20 protein-coding genes are annotated in these 18,875 nt (G+C 36.8%); 12 read left to right on the plus strand and 8 right to left on the minus strand.

All coding sequences use genetic code 11. From position 1 onward, the window contains the following. Window positions 1-78: 78 nt before the first annotated feature. Window positions 79-2,493 (plus strand): heavy metal translocating P-type ATPase, encoded by a 2,415-nt coding sequence (locus J2Y67_RS18580; protein WP_310176364.1) that lies wholly within the window; start codon window positions 79-81, stop codon window positions 2,491-2,493. Between the two features lie 55 nt (window positions 2,494-2,548). Beyond that, a complete protein-coding gene (locus tag J2Y67_RS18585) occupies window positions 2,549-3,166 on the plus strand; it encodes a nitrite reductase (RefSeq protein WP_310176366.1) in 618 nt (205 codons plus the stop codon). A gap of 382 nt (window positions 3,167-3,548) precedes the next feature. Here J2Y67_RS18585 and J2Y67_RS18590 read toward each other — a convergent pair whose 3' ends face one another. The 3 genes from J2Y67_RS18590 to J2Y67_RS18600 all read right to left on the minus strand — a co-directional run bounded on the left by J2Y67_RS18590 (window position 3,549) and on the right by J2Y67_RS18600 (window position 5,817). Then, the gene (locus J2Y67_RS18590; protein ID WP_310176367.1) at window positions 3,549-4,748 is read right to left on the minus strand and encodes an IS256 family transposase; all 1,200 of its coding nucleotides are present in this window, start codon (window positions 4,746-4,748) and stop codon (window positions 3,549-3,551) included. A gap of 116 nt (window positions 4,749-4,864) precedes the next feature. Beyond that, window positions 4,865-5,470: a YdhK family protein gene (locus J2Y67_RS18595; RefSeq protein ID WP_310176369.1), complete on the minus strand. Its 606-nt coding sequence runs from the start codon at window positions 5,468-5,470 to the stop codon at window positions 4,865-4,867. A gap of 185 nt (window positions 5,471-5,655) precedes the next feature. Beyond that, a complete protein-coding gene (locus J2Y67_RS18600; protein ID WP_310176371.1) occupies window positions 5,656-5,817 on the minus strand; it encodes a winged helix-turn-helix domain-containing protein in 162 nt (53 codons plus the stop codon). A 34-nt stretch (window positions 5,818-5,851) separates the two neighbouring features. On the opposite strand from J2Y67_RS18600, the gene J2Y67_RS28030 reads away from it, so the two are divergent. The 3 genes from J2Y67_RS28030 (at window position 5,852) to spoIIP (ending at window position 7,702) form a co-directional block, all read left to right on the plus strand. Continuing rightward, a complete protein-coding gene (locus J2Y67_RS28030) occupies window positions 5,852-5,977 on the plus strand; it encodes a metal ABC transporter solute-binding protein, Zn/Mn family (protein WP_396954101.1) in 126 nt (41 codons plus the stop codon). 117 nt (window positions 5,978-6,094) lie between these two features. Next, complete coding sequence (locus J2Y67_RS28035) at window positions 6,095-6,208, plus strand: AbrB/MazE/SpoVT family DNA-binding domain-containing protein (RefSeq protein ID WP_396954102.1); 114 nt, start codon at window positions 6,095-6,097, stop codon at window positions 6,206-6,208. Window positions 6,209-6,517: 309 nt separating this feature from the next. Next, a complete protein-coding gene (gene spoIIP / locus J2Y67_RS18605; RefSeq protein WP_310176374.1) occupies window positions 6,518-7,702 on the plus strand; it encodes a stage II sporulation protein P in 1,185 nt (394 codons plus the stop codon). A 104-nt stretch (window positions 7,703-7,806) separates the two neighbouring features. On the opposite strand, the gene J2Y67_RS18610 is transcribed toward spoIIP, so the two are convergent. Continuing rightward, window positions 7,807-8,007 (minus strand): hypothetical protein, encoded by a 201-nt coding sequence (locus tag J2Y67_RS18610; protein ID WP_310176377.1) that lies wholly within the window; start codon window positions 8,005-8,007, stop codon window positions 7,807-7,809. A gap of 487 nt (window positions 8,008-8,494) precedes the next feature. Here J2Y67_RS18610 and J2Y67_RS18615 point away from each other — a divergent pair, with 487 nt between their 5' ends. Further along, a complete protein-coding gene (locus J2Y67_RS18615; RefSeq protein WP_310176378.1) occupies window positions 8,495-9,124 on the plus strand; it encodes a hypothetical protein in 630 nt (209 codons plus the stop codon). Window positions 9,125-9,649: 525 nt separating this feature from the next. Here the strand turns inward: J2Y67_RS18615 and J2Y67_RS18620 are convergent. Together J2Y67_RS18620 and J2Y67_RS18625 are read right to left on the minus strand one after the other, a co-directional pair. Continuing rightward, the gene (locus J2Y67_RS18620) at window positions 9,650-11,047 is read right to left on the minus strand and encodes a hypothetical protein (protein ID WP_310176380.1); all 1,398 of its coding nucleotides are present in this window, start codon (window positions 11,045-11,047) and stop codon (window positions 9,650-9,652) included. A 169-nt stretch (window positions 11,048-11,216) separates the two neighbouring features. Then, the gene (locus J2Y67_RS18625) at window positions 11,217-11,717 is read right to left on the minus strand and encodes an antibiotic biosynthesis monooxygenase family protein (RefSeq protein WP_310176382.1); all 501 of its coding nucleotides are present in this window, start codon (window positions 11,715-11,717) and stop codon (window positions 11,217-11,219) included. 273 nt (window positions 11,718-11,990) lie between these two features. Here J2Y67_RS18625 and hemE point away from each other — a divergent pair, with 273 nt between their 5' ends. The 3 genes from hemE to hemY all read left to right on the plus strand — a co-directional run bounded on the left by hemE (window position 11,991) and on the right by hemY (window position 15,556). Further along, window positions 11,991-13,037, plus strand: coding sequence for a uroporphyrinogen decarboxylase (gene hemE, locus J2Y67_RS18630; protein ID WP_310176384.1), 1,047 nt, complete (start codon window positions 11,991-11,993; stop codon window positions 13,035-13,037). 90 nt (window positions 13,038-13,127) lie between these two features. Continuing rightward, a complete protein-coding gene (hemH, locus tag J2Y67_RS18635) occupies window positions 13,128-14,060 on the plus strand; it encodes a ferrochelatase (RefSeq protein ID WP_310176386.1) in 933 nt (310 codons plus the stop codon). A 32-nt stretch (window positions 14,061-14,092) separates the two neighbouring features. Next, window positions 14,093-15,556 (plus strand): protoporphyrinogen oxidase, encoded by a 1,464-nt coding sequence (hemY, locus tag J2Y67_RS18640; RefSeq protein WP_310176388.1) that lies wholly within the window; start codon window positions 14,093-14,095, stop codon window positions 15,554-15,556. Between the two features lie 201 nt (window positions 15,557-15,757). Here the strand turns inward: hemY and J2Y67_RS18645 are convergent, their stop codons facing one another. Both J2Y67_RS18645 and J2Y67_RS18650 read right to left on the minus strand, forming a co-directional pair. Next, entirely contained in the window at window positions 15,758-15,979 is a 222-nt protein-coding gene (locus J2Y67_RS18645; protein WP_310176389.1) for a spore germination protein, read from the minus strand. A gap of 225 nt (window positions 15,980-16,204) precedes the next feature. Next, window positions 16,205-16,429 carry a spore germination protein gene (locus tag J2Y67_RS18650; protein ID WP_310176390.1) on the minus strand — a complete coding sequence of 75 codons (225 nt, stop codon included), beginning with the start codon at window positions 16,427-16,429 and terminating at the stop codon, window positions 16,205-16,207. A 199-nt stretch (window positions 16,430-16,628) separates the two neighbouring features. On the opposite strand from J2Y67_RS18650, the gene J2Y67_RS18655 reads away from it, so the two are divergent. The 3 genes from J2Y67_RS18655 (at window position 16,629) to J2Y67_RS18665 (ending at window position 18,829) form a co-directional block, all read left to right on the plus strand. Beyond that, window positions 16,629-16,850 carry a spore germination protein gene (locus J2Y67_RS18655; RefSeq protein WP_310176392.1) on the plus strand — a complete coding sequence of 74 codons (222 nt, stop codon included), beginning with the start codon at window positions 16,629-16,631 and terminating at the stop codon, window positions 16,848-16,850. Between the two features lie 238 nt (window positions 16,851-17,088). Next, on the plus strand, window positions 17,089-17,823 hold the full coding sequence (locus tag J2Y67_RS18660; protein WP_310176393.1) for an MBL fold metallo-hydrolase: 735 nt from the start codon (window positions 17,089-17,091) through the stop codon (window positions 17,821-17,823). A gap of 16 nt (window positions 17,824-17,839) precedes the next feature. Then, window positions 17,840-18,829 (plus strand): lipoate--protein ligase, encoded by a 990-nt coding sequence (locus J2Y67_RS18665; protein ID WP_310176395.1) that lies wholly within the window; start codon window positions 17,840-17,842, stop codon window positions 18,827-18,829. Window positions 18,830-18,875: the final 46 nt, after the last annotated feature.

Genomic DNA, 18,875 nt, shown 5'->3' on the forward strand with positions numbered 1-18,875 from the left:
AAAGATAACGTGCTATGAAAAGCACGTTATCTTTAACAAAACAATATACCCCCCACCAGTATAAGAGAGGTGTTAATTATGAGTAATGAAATAAAAGAAACAAATTTTCAAATTACAGGAATGACCTGTGCTGCATGTGCAACAAGAATTGAAAAAGGGCTCAAGAAAATGGAGGGCGTAAAAGAAGCAAATGTTAATTTAGCACTTGAAGAGTCCACCATAAAATATGATCCTGAATTGGTAACTGACCAGGATTTCCAAAAGAAAATTCAGGATTTAGGATATGATGTGGTAAAAGAAAAAAAGGAATTCGATATTACAGGAATGACCTGTGCGGCTTGTGCAACTAGAATTGAAAAGGGATTAAATAAACTGGAAGGTGTCGATAAAGCCACCGTTAACTTAGCATTAGAAAGCGCAACAGTAGAATACAATCCTTCCTTAATAAGTCCACAAGATATTATTAAGCGGGTGGAATCATTAGGATATGGAGCGATTTCCAAGGAGGAAAAGATTGAAAAGGTAGATCACCGACAGAAACAAATTAAAAAACAACAAGGCAAATTTATTTTTTCAGCTATCCTGTCTTTTCCTTTATTGTGGGCAATGGTAAGCCACTTTTCATTCACGTCCTTTATCTACCTTCCAGATATGTTCATGAACCCGTGGCTGCAATTGGCTCTTGCCACACCAGTCCAATTCATTATTGGAAAACAGTTCTATGTCGGTGCTTATAAAGCATTAAGAAATAAGAGTGCGAACATGGACGTTCTAGTAGCCTTAGGAACGTCAGCAGCTTATTTTTATAGTTTATATGAAACCATTAAATCAATAGGTACTCATACACACATGGTTGAATTGTATTATGAAACAAGTTCGATTTTGATTACCTTAATCCTTTTAGGGAAGCTATTTGAAGCAAAAGCAAAAGGACGTTCATCCGAAGCCATAAAAAAACTAATGGGACTGCAAGCAAAAACAGCAATAATTGTTCGGGACGGGATTGAGAAAGAAATTCCCCTTGAAGAGGTCATTGAAGGCGACATTGTTTATATCAAGCCAGGTGAAAAAGTTCCAGTGGACGGTGAAATAATAGAGGGAAGTTCTTCTCTAGATGAATCCATGTTAACAGGTGAAAGCGTGCCAGTTGATAAAACAGTAGGCGATTCCGTCATTGGAGCGACCATTAACAAAAATGGATTTTTAAAAGTGAAAGCAACTAAAGTTGGTCGTGATTCAGTATTAGCGCAAATCATTAAGGTGGTTGAAGAAGCTCAAGGATCAAAAGCACCGATTCAACCTCTGGCAGACCAAATTTCTGGAATCTTTGTTCCGATTGTCGTAGGGATAGCCATTTTAACCTTCTTAATCTGGTTTATCTGGATTAGTCCTGGGGAATTTGCGACCGCTCTTGAAAAATTAATTGCTGTTCTCGTAATAGCTTGTCCATGTGCATTGGGTCTAGCAACACCTACATCCATTATGGCTGGTTCAGGAAGAGCAGCTGAGTTCGGCATTCTCTTTAAAGGCGGGGAGCACCTTGAAAGGACCCATAAAATAGACACGGTAATCTTAGATAAAACAGGAACTGTGACAAAAGGGATTCCTGAGTTAACCGATATTATTCTGCATGAAACGGTCGATGAAAAAGAATTTTTATCCCTTGTTGCTTCTTCTGAAAACAAATCTGAACATCCTTTGGCACAATCGATTGTTAAGGGGGTTAAGGATAAAAATATTCCACTTAAAGAGGTTCAAGAATTTGAAGCTATCCCAGGTTATGGGGTAAAGGCAATGGTGGAAAATAAACGAGTTTTAATCGGTACCCGCAGACTGATGAACAGTGAAAATATTGATGTAACACAAGCATTATCAACGATGGAATCCCTTGAATCTCACGGTAAAACAGCAATGCTTGTAAGTATTGATGGAGCATATATCGGTATTATTGCCGTAGCAGATGCCATTAAAGAAACATCAAAAGAAGCCGTTCGCCGTCTAAAAGAATTAAATATTAATGTCATCATGATTACAGGAGATAATTCAAGGACAGCAGAGTCTATTGCTAAACAGGTCGGAATCGATCGCGTGATTGCTGAAGTTCTTCCAGAGGGGAAAGCAGAAGAAGTTAATAAACTACAAAAAGAGGGAAGAAAAGTGGCGATGGTCGGTGACGGAATTAATGATGCTCCAGCTCTCGCTGTTGCTGATATAGGAATGGCTTTAGGTACAGGAACAGATGTAGCGATGGAGGCTGCTGATATTACGTTAATAAAGGGAGATTTAAATACAATAGCAGATGCGATCTTCATGAGTAAGAAAACGATTCGAAATATCAAGCAAAACCTTTTTTGGGCTCTAGCTTATAATTGCATCGGGATCCCAATTGCTGCAATGGGATTACTAGCTCCGTGGTTAGCTGGTGCTGCAATGGCTTTCAGTTCGGTATCGGTGGTATTAAACGCTTTACGTCTTCAAAGGGTAAAACTATAAGAGAAAATGACAATCGAATATTAAGTGATGCATATCCAAAAGGGGAGAAACTAATATGGTGCATGACGTTAAAAAAATAAAGATCGCCATTAACGGAGGAATAGGGTTTGGAGCAAAACTTAACTCGAAGCAGCTTATGACTATCTTTAAATATTTGAATGAAGATGAGGAACTTGAATTAACGACGTTTCAACAACTCTATATAGAAATTCCAGAAGATAAAAAAGCAGAAATCATAGAAGAATTCCAAAGGGTTGGATTAAAGTGTTATCCAGTTGGAAGCTTCGTAAAGAGCTTGAGGACCTGTAATTTTTGCAAAGGGGAAGAAGAGGAAGGAATGCCAGTGGCGAAAGAATTAAATCGCCGTATTGCAGGTAGACCTGTCCCCTTCACCCTAAATGTTGCTTATACAGGGTGTCCCATTGGCTGCGGAGAACCAATGTTAAGCGACTTAGGTGTAATGAAAATTAGAGAACACTATAATTTATATGTTGGAGGGAAAGCAAAAGGGAAAGATGCAGAAGTTGGCTCCTTATTATTAGAGAATCTGACACAAGAAGAGTTGTACGATGCAGTAGAAAAGATAATTGCTGTATATTCACAATGGGGAAAGAAACGGGAACCATTCTACAAATTTTTGAAAAGGATAGGCAAAGACCAATTAATAAGTTAGGATATTTCCTTTTGGTTTGAAGAAAAGGGAATTCATTTATAAGACTTTATTGCATATAAGAATGAAAAAGCCCTTAACACATAAAACACCAGTAATTCAAAATTAATTCTTGGATCACTGGTGGGGTCTGCGGAAAATCTTGTGTAAGTAAAATCTGACAATCTTCGCAAGGCAAGAAGTAATAGGTATAGAAAATAGACTAGCCGTTAAAAATAATAAAGGCTTTTACCATAAAATAGGATAGGGCAATGCAGAAGTGCAACCTGAGCGGTTTTATGGCTTTTACACTAAAACGGACGGATTTATGCTGTCCGTTTTTTGGTGTCTGTTTTAGGGAAAACAAAAGCGATAAACTTCAGGGGTTTGGGGACAGAGTCCCCAATTATGATGTTTGGTTCAAAATCTCAAGCTGGCTCAAGATCATGTCCCAATTACGGTATCGCATTGTCCACTTTTTCGTAATATTTTGAGCTGCCAAGTAAAGCATTTTCCTTAAGCTATCATCATTAGGAAAGATAGATTTTGTCTTTGTTACTTTTCTAAATTGTCGGTGAAGCCCTTCTATAATATTCGTAGTATATATTATTTTCCTAATTTCCTGCGGATATGCGAAGAAAGTAGCTAAAATATCCCAATTTTCTTCCCATGACTTAACGGCAGAAGGGTATTCTTTGCCCCATTTTTCTTTAAATTCAAGGAGTCTTTCTAAAGCTGCTTCTTCATTGATTGAAGTATATATTTTTTTCAAATCAGCGACAAATTCTTTCAGATGTTTATAAGAAACATATTTGGTACTTGAACGGATCTGGTGAATAATACAGCGTTGTATACCGGCAAATGGATACACGGCTTGAATGGCCTCTCTAAATCCTGATAGTCCATCCACACAGAATAGATTTACAGTTTTGATTCCTCGCGTTTTCAAATCGTTCAACACACCTAACCAGAACTTACTGCTTTCATTTCCTCCAACCCAGATGCCTAATATTTCTTTATATCCTTCATTGTTAATCCCCAAAACAACGTAGGCTGCTTTTGAGACAATTTGGTGATTATCATGAATTTTATAATGTATGGCATCCATGAAAATAAAAGGATAATAGGCTTCAAGCGGACGGCTTTGCCACTCATTTACTTGTGGCATAATTTTTTCACTAATCTTACTAACTAGCTCCGAAGAAATCTCAACATTATAAAGATCCTTTACTTGTTCCTGGATATCTCTAGTTGACATACCGTGAGCGTATAGAGACAATATTTTTTCTTCCAGACCATCCACATTTCTTTGGTATTTGTCTAAAATTTGAGGCTCGTACGAGCCCTTTCTATCGCGAGGAACATTAACTTCCACTTCACCAAATTGTGTTTTTAATTTCCGCTTTGTAGAGCCATTACGGTAATTGCTTGGTTCATCACTACGGCGTTGATGTTTTTCATAACCAAGCTGCTCATCCAATTCACATTGAAGAACTTCTTCCAAAATATCAGAAAACATTTCTTTAATCGTTTCCATGATTTGATTGGTACTTGTGAATTTTTGTTCCCTTACAATTTCTTTGACTAATTCCTTTGGTAGTTTCATGACGAAAAAATCCTCCTTAGCAAAAATTATTTATCCTAATTCTCGCCAAGGAGGATTGATTTCAAACTTATTTACACAACTTTTTCCGCACTGTCCACTGGTGTGTTTTTGAATTTTTATTTAGCTGAAAGTTCGCTTTCTGTTACCCATTTATGATTGGTTACTTTTTCTCCTGTTGTAGAATTGTAATCAACCATATAAACAGTTGTTTGTTGGGCAGTATCAATTACTGCTTTTGCACCTTTCATTCCCTTCATATGGTCTGCCGCTACAATTACTTCATCTCCTGGTTTATACGGTTTGGCACTAGCATTTTTAATTTCTTCATGGATAATCCATTTATGATTGGTTACTCTTTTTCTACCAGTTGTTGGATCATACGAGATTGAATAAACTGTGGTATCGTATGCACCTACAATGGTTGCTTCAGCACCCTTCATTCCTTCCATGTGGTCAGCATGAATAATGGCTTTACTTCCAACTTTAAATTTTGGGTTCTGTGCCTCTTTTAATCCTTTTGGTACTTCACCAGAACCTGAATGATTCATATCCATGCCTTCCATACCTTCATGATCCATAGAGCTTGAATCCTTTTTTTGCTCGGTTTTATTACTGTGATTCATATTTGAATGTTGGTCTCCCTTATCACCATTGGAACAAGCTGCTAAAAAAACGGCAACGACCAAGGTAAGAAAAAATAAGGTAGTTTGTTTCATTTTCATCATTGTTACCTCCGTAAACTTTGTTATTCACTCATAGTACAACAAAAATGTGCAGAATTTGTGCAGAACGCCTATTCAAATATAGCCTCTAAACCAATTATGTTTCTTTCTTTTCTGAGAGAGATATTTATAATGAATAAACGGGTTAATTATTGCGAATATATTTTCAATAAATACAGTCCTTGTTAACTCTCAGAACTCCATTTGTATCCGACACCCCATACGGTTTTGAGATGCTCGTTAATTGGAAAACCAACATGGAGAAGCTTTTCTCTTAAATTTCGGATATGGGAATCAATTGTTCTATCTTCTACATCCGATTTAAAATTCCATATAGTTGCAAGCAAATGCTCCCTGGTAAAAACCTTATTTGGGTAACTTATAAAAAGAGCTAATAAGGAAACTAAAGATCCACATGTCTGGCTTTCTTCTGTATTAGCCCAGCAGGAGGTCGATACAATAGCTAAGGCTTTAGAACAGGCTGATTCAAAAAATAAAGATCAGTAGGTAGATAACATGATGAATGCCTGTTTTGTTAATTCTTTTTTTGAAATCCACAATTTCTGCATATTTTTATGTTAGCCTTTTTTATATATTGATTTTTAAGAGGGGATTGAATTGAAGATGACTTTAAAGAAGTCTGGACAGATTTACATTCCCAAATTTTTCAGAGATGAGATTAATCTTAAAATAGGCGATAACATTAATATCTTTTTGGATGGTAAAAAATTGTTTTAACAAACAAAGAAGGTTATGAAAAAGAAAATAAGTGTATCCTTAGTCAAAAAGGAACAATCCATATACCATCAGAGATTCGAAAATTAAGTAATATAAACTCACAATCAATTTTCGACATTTCTTACGATGCAAAAGAAAAGAGGATAAATCTTATCCCTGATCTAACAGGATAAAATGGGATTCCCGAAATCTACTCTGAAATAAATACTATTACTAGAGACTTTTACTAGTCTCTTTTTTTATTCTATTTTTATTCCTCCCTCATATATTAAATTAAGAGATTTCAATTTTATACCACAGGAGGTATGTATGAGGAATGAAGAACCTAAAATGGTCTTTATAAGTTTAAAAACCATTTATTTCACTGTGTTTTTTATAATATTTTTTATCATTTTTATATTTAACTTTGCTGGTATTAAAAATAAATTTACTTCAGATTTTTTATATAATACAAGTGTTAACCTCCCCACGGAATTTTTCCTCGTCCTTATGTCAAATGAAATTGCTCTTTTAGATGCATCAGATGTAAGTAAAAGTAAAAATAAAAATAAGTCATCCATCTCTAAAAGTATTACCATGTCAGTTTTGGGTATATGGCATAAAGATATTAGAACATTTTTAGGTAATGAACTTCCTGGTTTTCGTGCGTTTAATACAGAAATTGCAGTAGCAGGTATTGGGACAAATCTCACAAATCTACCAATGGAGTCCGCACCACCCGTAGAAATCTTATTGAAAGAAAAAGAAAAAACCAAAAAGGAGTTGGCAGATCCAGATAATTTAAGTAATAAAACAGCTAATCCACCTCCTACAAAAACTGGTGAAGATGTTGTCTTTATATATCATTCACATAGTTGGGAAGCATTTTTGCCGCGATTAAGCGGTGCTAAAAATCCAAATGAAGCTGTTAGCTTTAATCAAACCAAGAATGTCATTGATGTAGGAAAAAGTTTGCAAGCAGAGTTAATAAATAAAGGAATAGGGACGGCTCACAGCACAACCAATGCTACTGAAGAACTGAAAAAAAAGAATTGGAATTACAATAATTCTTATACCCTTTCTAGAGAAATAGTTCAGGAAGCAATGGTACGGGAAAAATCAATCCACTATTTGATCGACATACACAGAGATTCACAATCAAAAAGTGTTACCACTATAAATATCAAAGGTAAGCCATTTGCCAGACTATTCTTTGTCGTTGGTAAGGAGAACCAGTATTATGATAAAAATTTGCACTTAGCAAAAGAACTAAATAAAAAATTGGAAGAAAAGTATCCAGGCATAAGCAGAGGGGTTTTTGTAAAAACAAAAGACGATGGAAACGGAGTTTATAACCAAGATCTATCCAGCAATTCCATGCTTCTTGAATTTGGTGGTGTTGATAATACTAAGGAAGAACTCGACCGTACAATTAAAGCATTTGCGGAAGTTTTTGGTGAATTTTATCGGAATGCTCAGGAAGTAAACGGGGATAGTGAATCTAAAGAACTTTAGATGGTCGAAGTATCCAAAACGAATAATTATTTGTTCTCCCCCATAAAAAAGAGACTATAAACTAGTCTCTTTTTTGTTCTTTTCATAAATCATGGTTATTGATATTACTGACATCCAGTTGACATTGGACAATCAGACGAAGTGGCACATTCGGAAACGCCACGGTTCATTTCTTTTGCACACATCGAAACACATTTACCTTTATCCATATGTGCACAATCAGCTACATTTGTACCAGCAGCGAAAACTGAAGTTCCTAGAGCCATTGTTGAAATAAAAGCTAATGTTGCAATCGCTTTTTTCATAAGAATTCTCCTCCTAATTAATCAAATCCTTATCTTCTTTTATAGATTACAAGAAAAAAGTGCAGAAATTATGGAGAACCTTGAAAATTAGATCTTGTTCACAAAAAATACAAAATCAAGAAAAACACCATCTAATTTATTTACCTATAAAAAATGTACGACATTCTTAAGCACACTTTATAGATGACCGCATCTTGTATTTGAAACGAAAGCATCTGGAAAATGCAAATGTGATAATTCTGTTTCAATCTTTATAAACAAGTTTTTCTAATATAGGATGAAGGAAATAAGGCCAATAAACAAATCATCATTACGGAAAAGAAAAATGGAAATAAGCTGACTTTTTACTTTAATTAAACTCTATTTGAAGATTACAGTTCAATATTTAATTAGGTGGCATTATACATTATATAGTGCCTTTTTGTTTATTGGATAAATAATCTAGTTCTTTTGGATTTCATTTTACGGTGAAGGGGGTGCTTTATATATGAACAGAAAAAAACATCTGTTATGGAGTGAAATGTACTATCAACCGAAACTTACCTACATTTTAAAAAATTTGGGCCCATCCTCGTTTGATCAACTTGGTAAGAAACTTGAAAATATCTTAGGTTATCCAATTGAGGTTTATGTCAATAATAGCGATAAAGAGAGGTGGACAATTTCTTTTAATGGACATGGTATTGGTTCTTTCATTCGACTTATCCTCTATGTATATGATCCAAGTGTAGAAACATTTGGGGCTGCAAATATTGAAATTATAAATCCAACAGTGGAAATTATTGATTTTGTAATGCATCCAAAAAGAAAAGGTTTTGGCACAAAAGCTATTAACCAATTAATTAATTTTATAGAAGATAAGAATTGGGGATTTGAGATAATGATATTGAAGGCACAGGATCTAAAAGCAGCATCATTTTGGAGTAAAGTTGGATTTACGGAAGCAGATCGTTACCCTTCGTATACTCCAAGTATGACCCGACCTCTCATTAAAAAGAAAAGTGAACCTAAGATGTCAATTAAATTAAGTTATCAAAATACATTGAGGGGAGAAAAGGTAATAATAAGTCAGTACGATTTGAAAACAAATAACAAATCTTCCCTAATTAATCTTTAACAAATGAAAAAATTATCGAAGCAAATAAGCATAAATTAAAAAGATACAGAGTTTACTAATTTAACAGGTAAACTCTTCATTTTTTGTTTTGTTATTCACGGTTATAAACTAATGTTCACTTTTGTGAAAGAAATTATAGTGATTTGTCCATAATAGTACTAACAACTATTTAGGTATGAGGTGTTAAAAATGACCAAAAAGTCATGCGGAATTTCCTCGATTAACTTTGTTCATGAAGCATATTGTATGCCGTTAAAGAAATTTTTTTACTATTTTTTAATTCTTCAAGTAAAAGGTTGGTATAAATATCAAATCATTTTTTAGCTGCTTAAAGGAAAAATAAGTGGTGGGCTCTATTTTCACGTCCCCCTACTATCTAAAAATTTAAAGAAATTCAATTATCATCCATGATTCTTGTGCCATAAATATTTAAACTAATACGAAAAACTGAGAAAACAGAAATATTTTTAAGAAAACTAATAGTTTATAGAGAAAGAGGCTGGTTCATTCAGCCTCTTTCTGCACTTAAATTAAAAACATCGCTACAATTGTTGTGACAACTAAGCCGATTAATACAGGGACCAAATTTCGCCTTGCTAAATCAAAAGGGTCCACTTTACAAATGGCTGCAGCAGGGATCAGTGCCCACGGGACAAGGGTTCCGCCCCCAACCCAAATGGCCGCAATTTGCCCAAGAGCCGTGAGCGTTGCTGCACCTTTGCCAATCGCGATGGCAAAGAGATGGGCTACTGACCCGGCAAGAGAAATTCCAGAGAAGCCTGAACCATCTAATCCTGTGATGGCTCCAACGGTTGTCAATGTAACAGCGCCAACAGCTTTACTCAAAGGCACGATATTTGCTAAAGCGACACCCAGATCATTGACAATTCCTTGCGAGCCTTTTGGTAAAAAGTCACCGATGATTTTAGTAAATCCGGCATCGCCTAAATAAAAGAAAGCTGCGATTGGGATTACCGGACCAAACACCTTAAAGCCAAACTGAAATCCTTCTATTAAATATTGTGTTGTTTGTTCTAGACCTTTGCTCTTATGACCTGTCATCGTGATTAATAGTAAGATAAGGATGGAGGTACCGCCAATTAATGCGGTTGCATCACCGCCCTGTAATTGAAGGAAATACATAGCTGCTACATCAGCTGCAAAAAGAAGGGGGACTATGATTGCAAAGAAGCGTTTTTGCGCAGTGGATAAAAGGGTCGGTTTTTCAGTGGTTTCAGTACCGGATTCATCTACAACGGAAGAGTTGAGTGTAAGTGTACCTCGTTTCATATCCCTTTTTATAAAATAGAAAGCGGTTAAGGTTGTCACAAGCCCCATGACAAAAACTAATGGGATACTTGCATCAATTACATCCTGAATGGGTAGTCCTGCGGCATCGGAGGTTAACTTTGGTGCTGCTTGAATGACAAAGTCTCCTGATAAGGCAATCCCGTGGCCAAACAAGTTCATCGACATGGCAACCGCAAGTGCTGGAAGCCCCGCTCGAATTGCAACTGGGAGAAGGACAGCCCCTAACAAAGCGACAGCCGGAGATGGCCAGAAAAACCAGGAAATAATCATCATCAAAATACCGATCGTCCAATAAGCAAGAGTAGGATTTCGGATTAATTTTGTAAAAGGGGAAATCATCACATCGTTTATTCCGGTATCTGTTAAGGTCTTGCTCATTCCAACTATTATGGAGATAACTAAAATAGTAGATAAAAGCTCTGTTATGGCATAGGCGAAACTGTTAAAAATACTGCTCACAGATGCACTGAGTGATCCAGTGGCTGTAATAGCAATTAAGAAAATCCCGGCGATACAGACAAGTGTGGTATCTCTCCTCATCACCATAAACCCAATGATTAGAGCAATAAAGACAACATATATCCAATGGAGTGCGGTGAGCTCTACAAGCATAGTTCTAACCTCCTTTCATTCACCCAAAGGCGAATTGGGTCATTCGCCCTTAGATGTATTACAGAATATGAAAAAACAATAAAGTGGTGAGAGGAGGTGAAAGAAAAATTTCAGGGAATATGCTTAAGCAAAAGAAATAGAATGGAGTCATGCTCCATTCCTAAGGTTCCTATTTTGGGATTGAATATTGGCTAATATATGGGTCACTATCAAAAATATGCGGAAGCGTATCAATTCCATTTTCCGCTGCTGGTTTTTCTTGATTTAAAATGGATAAGGTATTCTGCCAGCTTTGAAAGGACATTTCGTTTTCCCAAACAGTCAGGATGACATAAGTATTGGATCCTTTCGGCCGAAGGGCGCGAATCGCAATAAATCCTTGCTCGTTTTTAATCGATTGCACTTTATTCTTAAAATAATGCTCAAATAACGGGCGGCCTTCATCCGTTACCGGAAAATTGCTTAGGATGACCATACTCCCATTTAAGATATCCCCGGCTGACTCAAATACCTCATATTTTCTTGGTTCCTTAAAAACGGTCTCTCTAATTGTTTCATGAAGTAATAAGGCCCCATTTCCTCCTGTCATGGTAATCATGGTTTCACTGGGATATTTTTTTTCAATACTTTTTAAAAAGTCAAATGTGCCAACTGTCATATAAATATTCATTTACATCACTCCAGCTCTAGTTTTCATTACTAACTAGTTTATACTAAAATCATTTTTTGCATGCCAACATCATTTCTTCTCCCACTTGAAACCATTATCTAACCGTAAAAACGTCTATTTTTTGACACTTATCCTAGTTATCTATACACCAATAGGAATAACCGATATAGTGAAAGGAGTGATAAAAATGAGACCTGATTGCAGTGAAGTTTTATTTTACTGCTTTATATATTACAATGGAAAACAGACATGTTTTGAAAGGGGATTTAGTGAATGTCAAAAGTGATGAACGAGACATTTTTAAAAGCTGCTAGAGGAGAGAAGACGGATCATGTTCCTGTTTGGTATATGAGACAGGCCGGTCGCTCGCAGCCTGAGTATAGAGAAATTAAAGAGAAATACTCCCTATTTGAAATTACTCATCAACCGGAGCTTTGTGCTTATGTGACCCGGCTTCCTGTTGAGAATTACAATGTTGATGCAGCGATTCTTTATAAAGATATTATGACTCCACTTCCGGCATTAGGAGTAGAGGTTGAGATCCAAGGCGGAATTGGTCCGGTCATCTCAAACCCCATTCAATCCTTAGCGGATGTGGAAAAACTGGGGGAAATCTCTCCGGAAGATGATATTCCCTACGTATTAGAAACCATTAAACTATTAACACAGGAACAGTTGAGTGTTCCGTTAATTGGCTTTTCTGGGGCACCATTTACACTCGCGAGTTATATGATTGAAGGCGGTCCTTCGAAAAACTATAACAAAACCAAAGCCTTCATGTATGCAGAGCCAAAGGCATGGTTTGCTTTGATGGATAAGCTTGGCGATATGATTATTACATATGTAAAAGCTCAAATCAATGCGGGAGCAAAAGCGATTCAAATATTTGACTCCTGGGTAGGGGCTCTTAATGTTGAAGATTATCGAATGTTTATTAAACCAATTATGAACCGGATTTTCACTGCTCTTAAGGAAGAAAATGTACCGCTTATTATGTTTGGAGTGGGGGCTAGTCATTTGGCATTAGAATGGAATGACCTCCCTCTTGACGTAGTTGGATTAGACTGGCGTCTACCCATTCAACAAGCAAGAGAATGGGGAATTCATAAAACGGTTCAAGGTAATTTGGACCCTGCCATTCTGTTAGCACCTTGGGAAGTTATCGAGGAAAAGGCAAAAGCCATTTTAGATCAAGGCATGGCTCAGGATGGATATATTTTTAATCTAGGACATGGAGTCTTCCCTTCTGTAAATCCGGAAACATTGAAAAGACTAACTGCCTTTATCCATGAATATTCTGCATCAAAATTAAGTCGATAATCTTGGTGAAGTGTTAAAATTGGTAAGATGTCCAATTTTTTGGCACAATAAAGTGAGTTGTCAATAGAGACTTAAAAAGAGGTGCAAAATATGACAAAAAGGAAAATGGGGCTGCTGGTAATGGCATATGGTACCCCATACAAAATAGAAGATCTTGAACGATATTATACGCATATTCGCCACGGGCGGAGACCAACGGATGAAATGCTGGAAGATCTTCGTAATCGCTATGAAGCAATCGGCGGTATTTCTCCGCTTGCAACAATAACGCTCCAACAGGCAGAAAAGCTTAAAGAGCATTTAAATAAAATTCAGGATCAAGTGGAATTTAAAATGTATCTTGGATTAAAGCATATTGAACCATTCATTGAAGACGCTGTTAAACAAATGTATGAAGACGGAATCGAAGAAGCCGTCAGCATTGTGCTAGCTCCTCATTTTTCAACGTTTAGTGTTAAATCCTATAATGGAAGAGCGGTTGAAGAGGCGGAAAAATTAGGCGGACCAAAAATTACTTCGATTGAAAGCTGGTATCAAGAACCTAAATTTATTGATTATTGGGCAGATTTGCTTAAGGGAATTTATCAACAAATGCCGCAGGAAGAAAAGGAAAGAGCTGTACTGATTGTTTCAGCTCACAGCCTTCCTGAAAAAATCCTCCAATTGGGCGACCCATATCCTAAACAGCTTCAAGAAACGGCTGATTTAATTGCCAAACATGCCGGCATTGAAAAATATGAAATTGGCTGGCAAAGTGCGGGAAATACTCCTGAACCATGGTTAGGTCCTGATGTTCAAGATTTAACAAGAGATTTATTCAAGGAACATCATTACAAGGCATTTGTTTATGCACCGGTAGGGTTTGTTTGTGATCATCTTGAAGTTCTTTATGATAATGATATTGAATGTAAAAGGGTTACAGATGAGCTGGGGGCAAAATACTATCGTCCGGAAATGCCGAATGCCAAAGAAGAATTGATTGATTGCTTAGCTGGTGTAATTTTAAAAACGTTAACGGATTAAAAGGAATTCAAGTAGGAAAGAAGGTGACATCCGTGGCGGCAAAACAAAAGGTTGCAATCATTGGAGGGGGAATTGCCGGGCTTGCGGCAGCCTTCTATCTTCAAAAAACAATAAAAGAAAATCATTTGCCAATCGAGGTCGTATTAATTGAAGCATCTCTCCGTCTCGGAGGAAAAATGCAAACAGTTGTGAGGGACGGCTTCACGATTGAAAGAGGTCCAGATTCCTTTTTGGCACGGAAAACGAGCATTATCCGGTTAGCAAAGGAAGTGGGAATGGACCATCAATTGGTTCCAAATTCAACCGGTAAATCTTATGTTCTGGTCAAAGATGAGCTGCATTCCATGCCTGGCGGATCCATCATGGGAATTCCAACAGAGATTGGACCATTTATTACAACAAAATTATTTTCTTTTCCCGGTAAAATAAGAGCAGCTGCCGATTTCATTTTGCCGAAATCTCCAAGTGGTCAGGATCAATCATTGGGTGATTTTTTCCGAAGAAGATTAGGAAATGAAGTAGTTGAGAATTTAATTGAGCCATTACTATCAGGAATCTATGCCGGCGATATTGACCATTTAAGTCTAATGTCAACCTTCCCACAATTTTATGAAGTCGAGCAGAAATATCGCAGCTTGATTATTGGAATGAAAAAATCCGCCCCAGCCCAGCCGAAAAAACCAGTAAGTACCCAAAAGGGAAAAGGCGGTTTTTTGACATTCAAATCAGGACTTCAGTCGTTCGCCGAAGCGATCGAAGCGAAGTTGGACTCTGATTCGATTTTAAAGGGACACCGTGTTAATAAAATCACGAAGACAAAGAGCGGTTACGAGCTTGATTTAAATAATGGAGAAACAATGGCAGTTGATTGTATTATAGCGGCAACGCCTCATAAAATAACGCAATCTATGTTCACGCAATATAAGTTTTTTGACCCGTTTAAAACGGTTCCTTCAACATCAGTCGCAACGGTCGCCTTAGCTTTTCCAAAAGAGGCCATCAAAAAGGATATTGACGGGACAGGGTTTGTGGTCTCTCGAAATAGTGATTATTCTATTACTGCTTGTACATGGACACATAAAAAATGGAAACATTCAACCCCTAAAGGAAAAGTATTGCTCCGGTGTTATGTAGGAAGAGCGGGGGATGAAACCATTGTCGAGCTCTCAGATGATCAAATCATTAAGATTGTTCTAGATGATTTGAAAAAAACAATGGATATTGCTATGGAACCTGATTTTGCTGTCGTTTCCCGCTGGAAAAATGCTATGCCTCAATATACGGTTGGTCATAAACAAAGGCTTGAAACGATAAAAAAACATATAAAAGAAGAATTGCCTGGAGTGTTTTTGGCCGGTGCTTCCTTTGAAGGTGTTGGTGTTCCGGATTGTATTGACCAAGGGGAAGCTGCCGTTAAGGGTGTTTTAGAATTCCTATCTGGAAGGGAAGAAGCAGTTGTATCAGTAAACAGTATTCCTAGTTTAGGTAAACCGTAATTGAAATAGAAAAGGATAGACTATAGTGTTGAACATTATATCTTTAGGGATAAATCTTTATAAGCGATTTATCCTTTTTTACTTCAAAAGAGCAAACTTTTGGTCTGCTCTTTTTCTTATTGATTTGTATTCCTAAGTGATCTGTAGCCACCTTAAAATAAGGCCTCGTACGTCTCGTAGACTAATTTAATATGGCACTTTTTAATTATTTCCGGTAATTGGTTCATCCATCATACTGGTGTCAATACTATTTGTACTATTTAAACCACTATTTGTTAGAGTAATAATACCAGAGTTGAATGCTCCGGAGCCAGCAAACGATTTAGTTGTAGTCTTTGGTGTTAAAACAAAGCTATCGCCGAATTTGACAATACCATTTGTAGTGATGAAATCAATTTGTACTCCACTAATAGTTGTAGGCATTAGAAACAACCTTCCATTTAAAATTAATTTTTAATAACCTATGCATTGATCCCTGTCCTTGTTCTTCTTTCGGGTACAGCTAAAAAGCGAGCCTACGAAATATAACAAAGCAGATAAGTATAACAATAAATACGCAACATGTAATGCATTTGATATTTAGTGATTGCTAATGATATAAATACAGAGGTTAATATTAGCTCTTAGTCTAAATTATTATGGCACTTTTTAATTATTTCCGGCAATTGACTGATCCGTTACATCGGGGTCAATATAATTCGTAATGTTAAAAGCAGTATTTGTTACAGACCAAACCGCTGTGTTAAATGCTCCAGAACCAGCAGGAATCTTAGATGCAACTTTTGGTGATACAATAAGGCTATCACCAAATTCGACAGCACCATTTCCAGTGATATTAGCAATTAGTATTGGTCCATTAATAATCGCGGGCATGGGCAGCCATCCTTTTCAAGTTTTTTCTCATTTTGATACTAGATAATCTATGTATTTATCCCTGTCCTTGTTCCTCTTTAAAGGTACCGTCCAAAAATGAAAGGTACAATACCAGCAAGAGAAAAGCCAGCTTTCATGAAACATATTTAAACTAATTGGCATAAATTAACGTATAAATTGGTAAAGGAAGTGGACTAAAATGGGTGGATGCGACCGAGGTCCTATTATTATAAATGAAATTAGAGGAGGAAACGTTAATTTTGGTGGTTCACTAGTTGTTTCTCCCAAAACTGCTGGAAAATCTGTCCTTGGTACAGGTTCAGGAAACACTGCCGTTTTCAATTTTAGTATTACCGGTGCAGATTCAACGAATACAATAGATTCTGATGTATTTGATCAACCGGTAGATGGCAATACCTAGCGGGAAAAACCTCGTTTTTTTGTTGGTTTGATGGGGGGGGCACCAGTATTTTTCCATAATCACTTCCCCCATCATAAAGGTTAAAAAAAATGAAGTTCGGCTACATCATCCTTACTCATACATCGTTGAAAAAATCAAAGACCATAATTATGAATTACATATAACAGTGATAGCAGTTTCTTTTTTATCAATTAATTTGCGTATATTAAAAGTATCTTTCATATGGGAGGATAAATCAATGAATTTAACAATTATTGGTTTTTGGGGCGGATATCCGAAAAAAAATGCTGCAAGCTCCGGCTATTTACTTGAGCACGAGGGCTTTCACCTTTTAATGGACTGTGGCAGCGGTGTCCTTGCAAAGCTGCAAAATAGACTCGAGCCGGAAGAACTTGATGCGGTGTTGATTTCCCATTATCACCCGGATCATATTGCTGATATTGGGGTACTCCAGCATGCGAGGCTAATTCAAGGCTTTTTAGGGAAGGAATTCCCCACGCTTCCTATTTATGGACATCATTTTGACCACCATGAATTTTCTAAATTAACCTATAAGGAAATTACGAAGGGAGTCGCTTATGATTCTAACGGAGTTCTCACATTGGGACCGTTTCAAGTGTCTTTTTTAAAAACCAATCATCCTGTTCCTTGTTATGCGATGCGCATTGAAGCAGACGGTAAGGTTTTGATCTATACTGCGGATAGCTCCTTTAAGGAGGAATTTATTGAGTTTAGTAAAGAGGCGGATCTGTTATTATGTGAATGTAATTTTTATGGACATCAAAATGGGAAGGCTGCTGGTCATATGACCAGCATTGAAGCAGGAAGGTTTGCCAAGCGTGCTGCTGTGAAACAATTAATTCTTACTCATTTGCCACATTACGGAAATTTGAGTAATTTAGTTCACGAGGCTGCTTCTGAATATACTGGTATAATAAAACTTGCAGAGGAATTTGAAACGATTTCACTATAAAAAGGAGAAAAGAACCATGTTATTTATTGATAATAAAGGGATAACAGACCCGCGAATTAATCTTGCAATTGAAGAATATGCGCTCAAAAATCTAGATATCAATGAAACCTATTTATTATTTTACATAAATCAGCCATCAATTATTATAGGGAAAAATCAAAACACGATTGAGGAAATTAATACGGAGTATGTGGAGAAAAACGGCATCATCGTCGTTCGAAGATTGTCCGGCGGGGGAGCCGTCTATCATGATCTCGGTAATTTAAATTTTAGTTTTATTACAAAGGATGACGGCGAAAGTTTTCATAATTTCCGGAAATTCACCGAACCGGTGGTTAAGGCACTTAAAAAGCTTGGCGTAAATGCGGAACTGAGTGGTCGAAATGATCTTCTGGCAGAAGGTAGGAAAATTTCTGGTAATGCCCAGTTTTCAACTCGAGGAAGAATGTTTAGTCATGGCACACTCCTGTTTAATTCAGAAATGGATCATGTTGTTTCAGCGTTAAAGGTTAAGAAAGAAAAAATTGAATCGAAGGGAATAAAATCCATCCGCAGCCGGGTAGCAAACATCTCTGATTTTCTTCATGAAAAAATTAGTATTGAAGAATTTCGTTCCCTGCTTTTAAATTATATTTTTGGCGGGGAAGAGAAGATTAACGAATACGTTCTTACCGATGAGGACTGGGAGAAGATTCACCAGCTGTCTAAAGAACGCTATCAGAACTGGGAGTGGAATTACGGAAAATCACCAAAATTCAATCTGCAGCATTCCCACCGCTTCCCTGTCGGTTCGATTGATGTTCGTTTGGAGGTAAACAAAGGAATCATTGAAAATTGTAAAATCTATGGTGATTTTTTCGGTGTCGGAGATGTAAGTGAAATGGAAGACAAACTGAAAAATATTCGCTATGAAAAATCAGAAATTGAAAAGGCGCTTGCAGAGGTCGATGTCACACATTATTTTGGAAATGTAACCAAAGAAGAATTTATTCAGTTAGTCTATTAATTCATTTTGCTAAAAAGGCAGGCTGAATTCCTGCCTTTTTAGCTTG

Origin of the sequence: Neobacillus niacini, from assembly GCF_031456445.1 — a bacterium.
In the GTDB taxonomy this organism is placed as follows: domain Bacteria; phylum Bacillota; class Bacilli; order Bacillales; family Cytobacillaceae; genus Neobacillus; species Neobacillus niacini_I.

Bases quoted from the DNA above. Each gene is read 5' to 3' on its own strand.
- J2Y67_RS18595 (WP_310176369.1), bottom strand. From the start codon at position 5,470: ATGAAAATGAAACAAACTACCTTATTTTTTCTTACCTTGGTCGTTGCC.
- J2Y67_RS18650 (WP_310176390.1), bottom strand. From the start codon at position 16,429: ATGCCCGCGATTATTAATGGACCAATACTAATTGCTAATATCACTGGA.
- J2Y67_RS18620 (WP_310176380.1), bottom strand. From the start codon at position 11,047: ATGCTTGTAGAGCTCACCGCACTCCATTGGATATATGTTGTCTTTATT.
- J2Y67_RS18580 (WP_310176364.1), top strand. From the start codon at position 79: ATGAGTAATGAAATAAAAGAAACAAATTTTCAAATTACAGGAATGACC.
- J2Y67_RS18585 (WP_310176366.1), top strand. From the start codon at position 2,549: ATGGTGCATGACGTTAAAAAAATAAAGATCGCCATTAACGGAGGAATA.
- J2Y67_RS18615 (WP_310176378.1), top strand. From the start codon at position 8,495: ATGAACAGAAAAAAACATCTGTTATGGAGTGAAATGTACTATCAACCG.
- hemH (WP_310176386.1), top strand. From the start codon at position 13,128: ATGACAAAAAGGAAAATGGGGCTGCTGGTAATGGCATATGGTACCCCA.
- J2Y67_RS18665 (WP_310176395.1), top strand. From the start codon at position 17,840: ATGTTATTTATTGATAATAAAGGGATAACAGACCCGCGAATTAATCTT.
- J2Y67_RS18660 (WP_310176393.1), top strand. From the start codon at position 17,089: ATGAATTTAACAATTATTGGTTTTTGGGGCGGATATCCGAAAAAAAAT.
- hemE (WP_310176384.1), top strand. From the start codon at position 11,991: ATGTCAAAAGTGATGAACGAGACATTTTTAAAAGCTGCTAGAGGAGAG.
- J2Y67_RS18625 (WP_310176382.1), bottom strand. From the start codon at position 11,717: ATGAATATTTATATGACAGTTGGCACATTTGACTTTTTAAAAAGTATT.
- J2Y67_RS18610 (WP_310176377.1), bottom strand. From the start codon at position 8,007: ATGAAAAAAGCGATTGCAACATTAGCTTTTATTTCAACAATGGCTCTA.
- J2Y67_RS28035 (WP_396954102.1), top strand. From the start codon at position 6,095: ATGACTTTAAAGAAGTCTGGACAGATTTACATTCCCAAATTTTTCAGA.
- J2Y67_RS18590 (WP_310176367.1), bottom strand. From the start codon at position 4,748: ATGAAACTACCAAAGGAATTAGTCAAAGAAATTGTAAGGGAACAAAAA.
- J2Y67_RS18655 (WP_310176392.1), top strand. From the start codon at position 16,629: ATGGGTGGATGCGACCGAGGTCCTATTATTATAAATGAAATTAGAGGA.
- J2Y67_RS18645 (WP_310176389.1), bottom strand. From the start codon at position 15,979: ATGCCTACAACTATTAGTGGAGTACAAATTGATTTCATCACTACAAAT.
- spoIIP (WP_310176374.1), top strand. From the start codon at position 6,518: ATGAGGAATGAAGAACCTAAAATGGTCTTTATAAGTTTAAAAACCATT.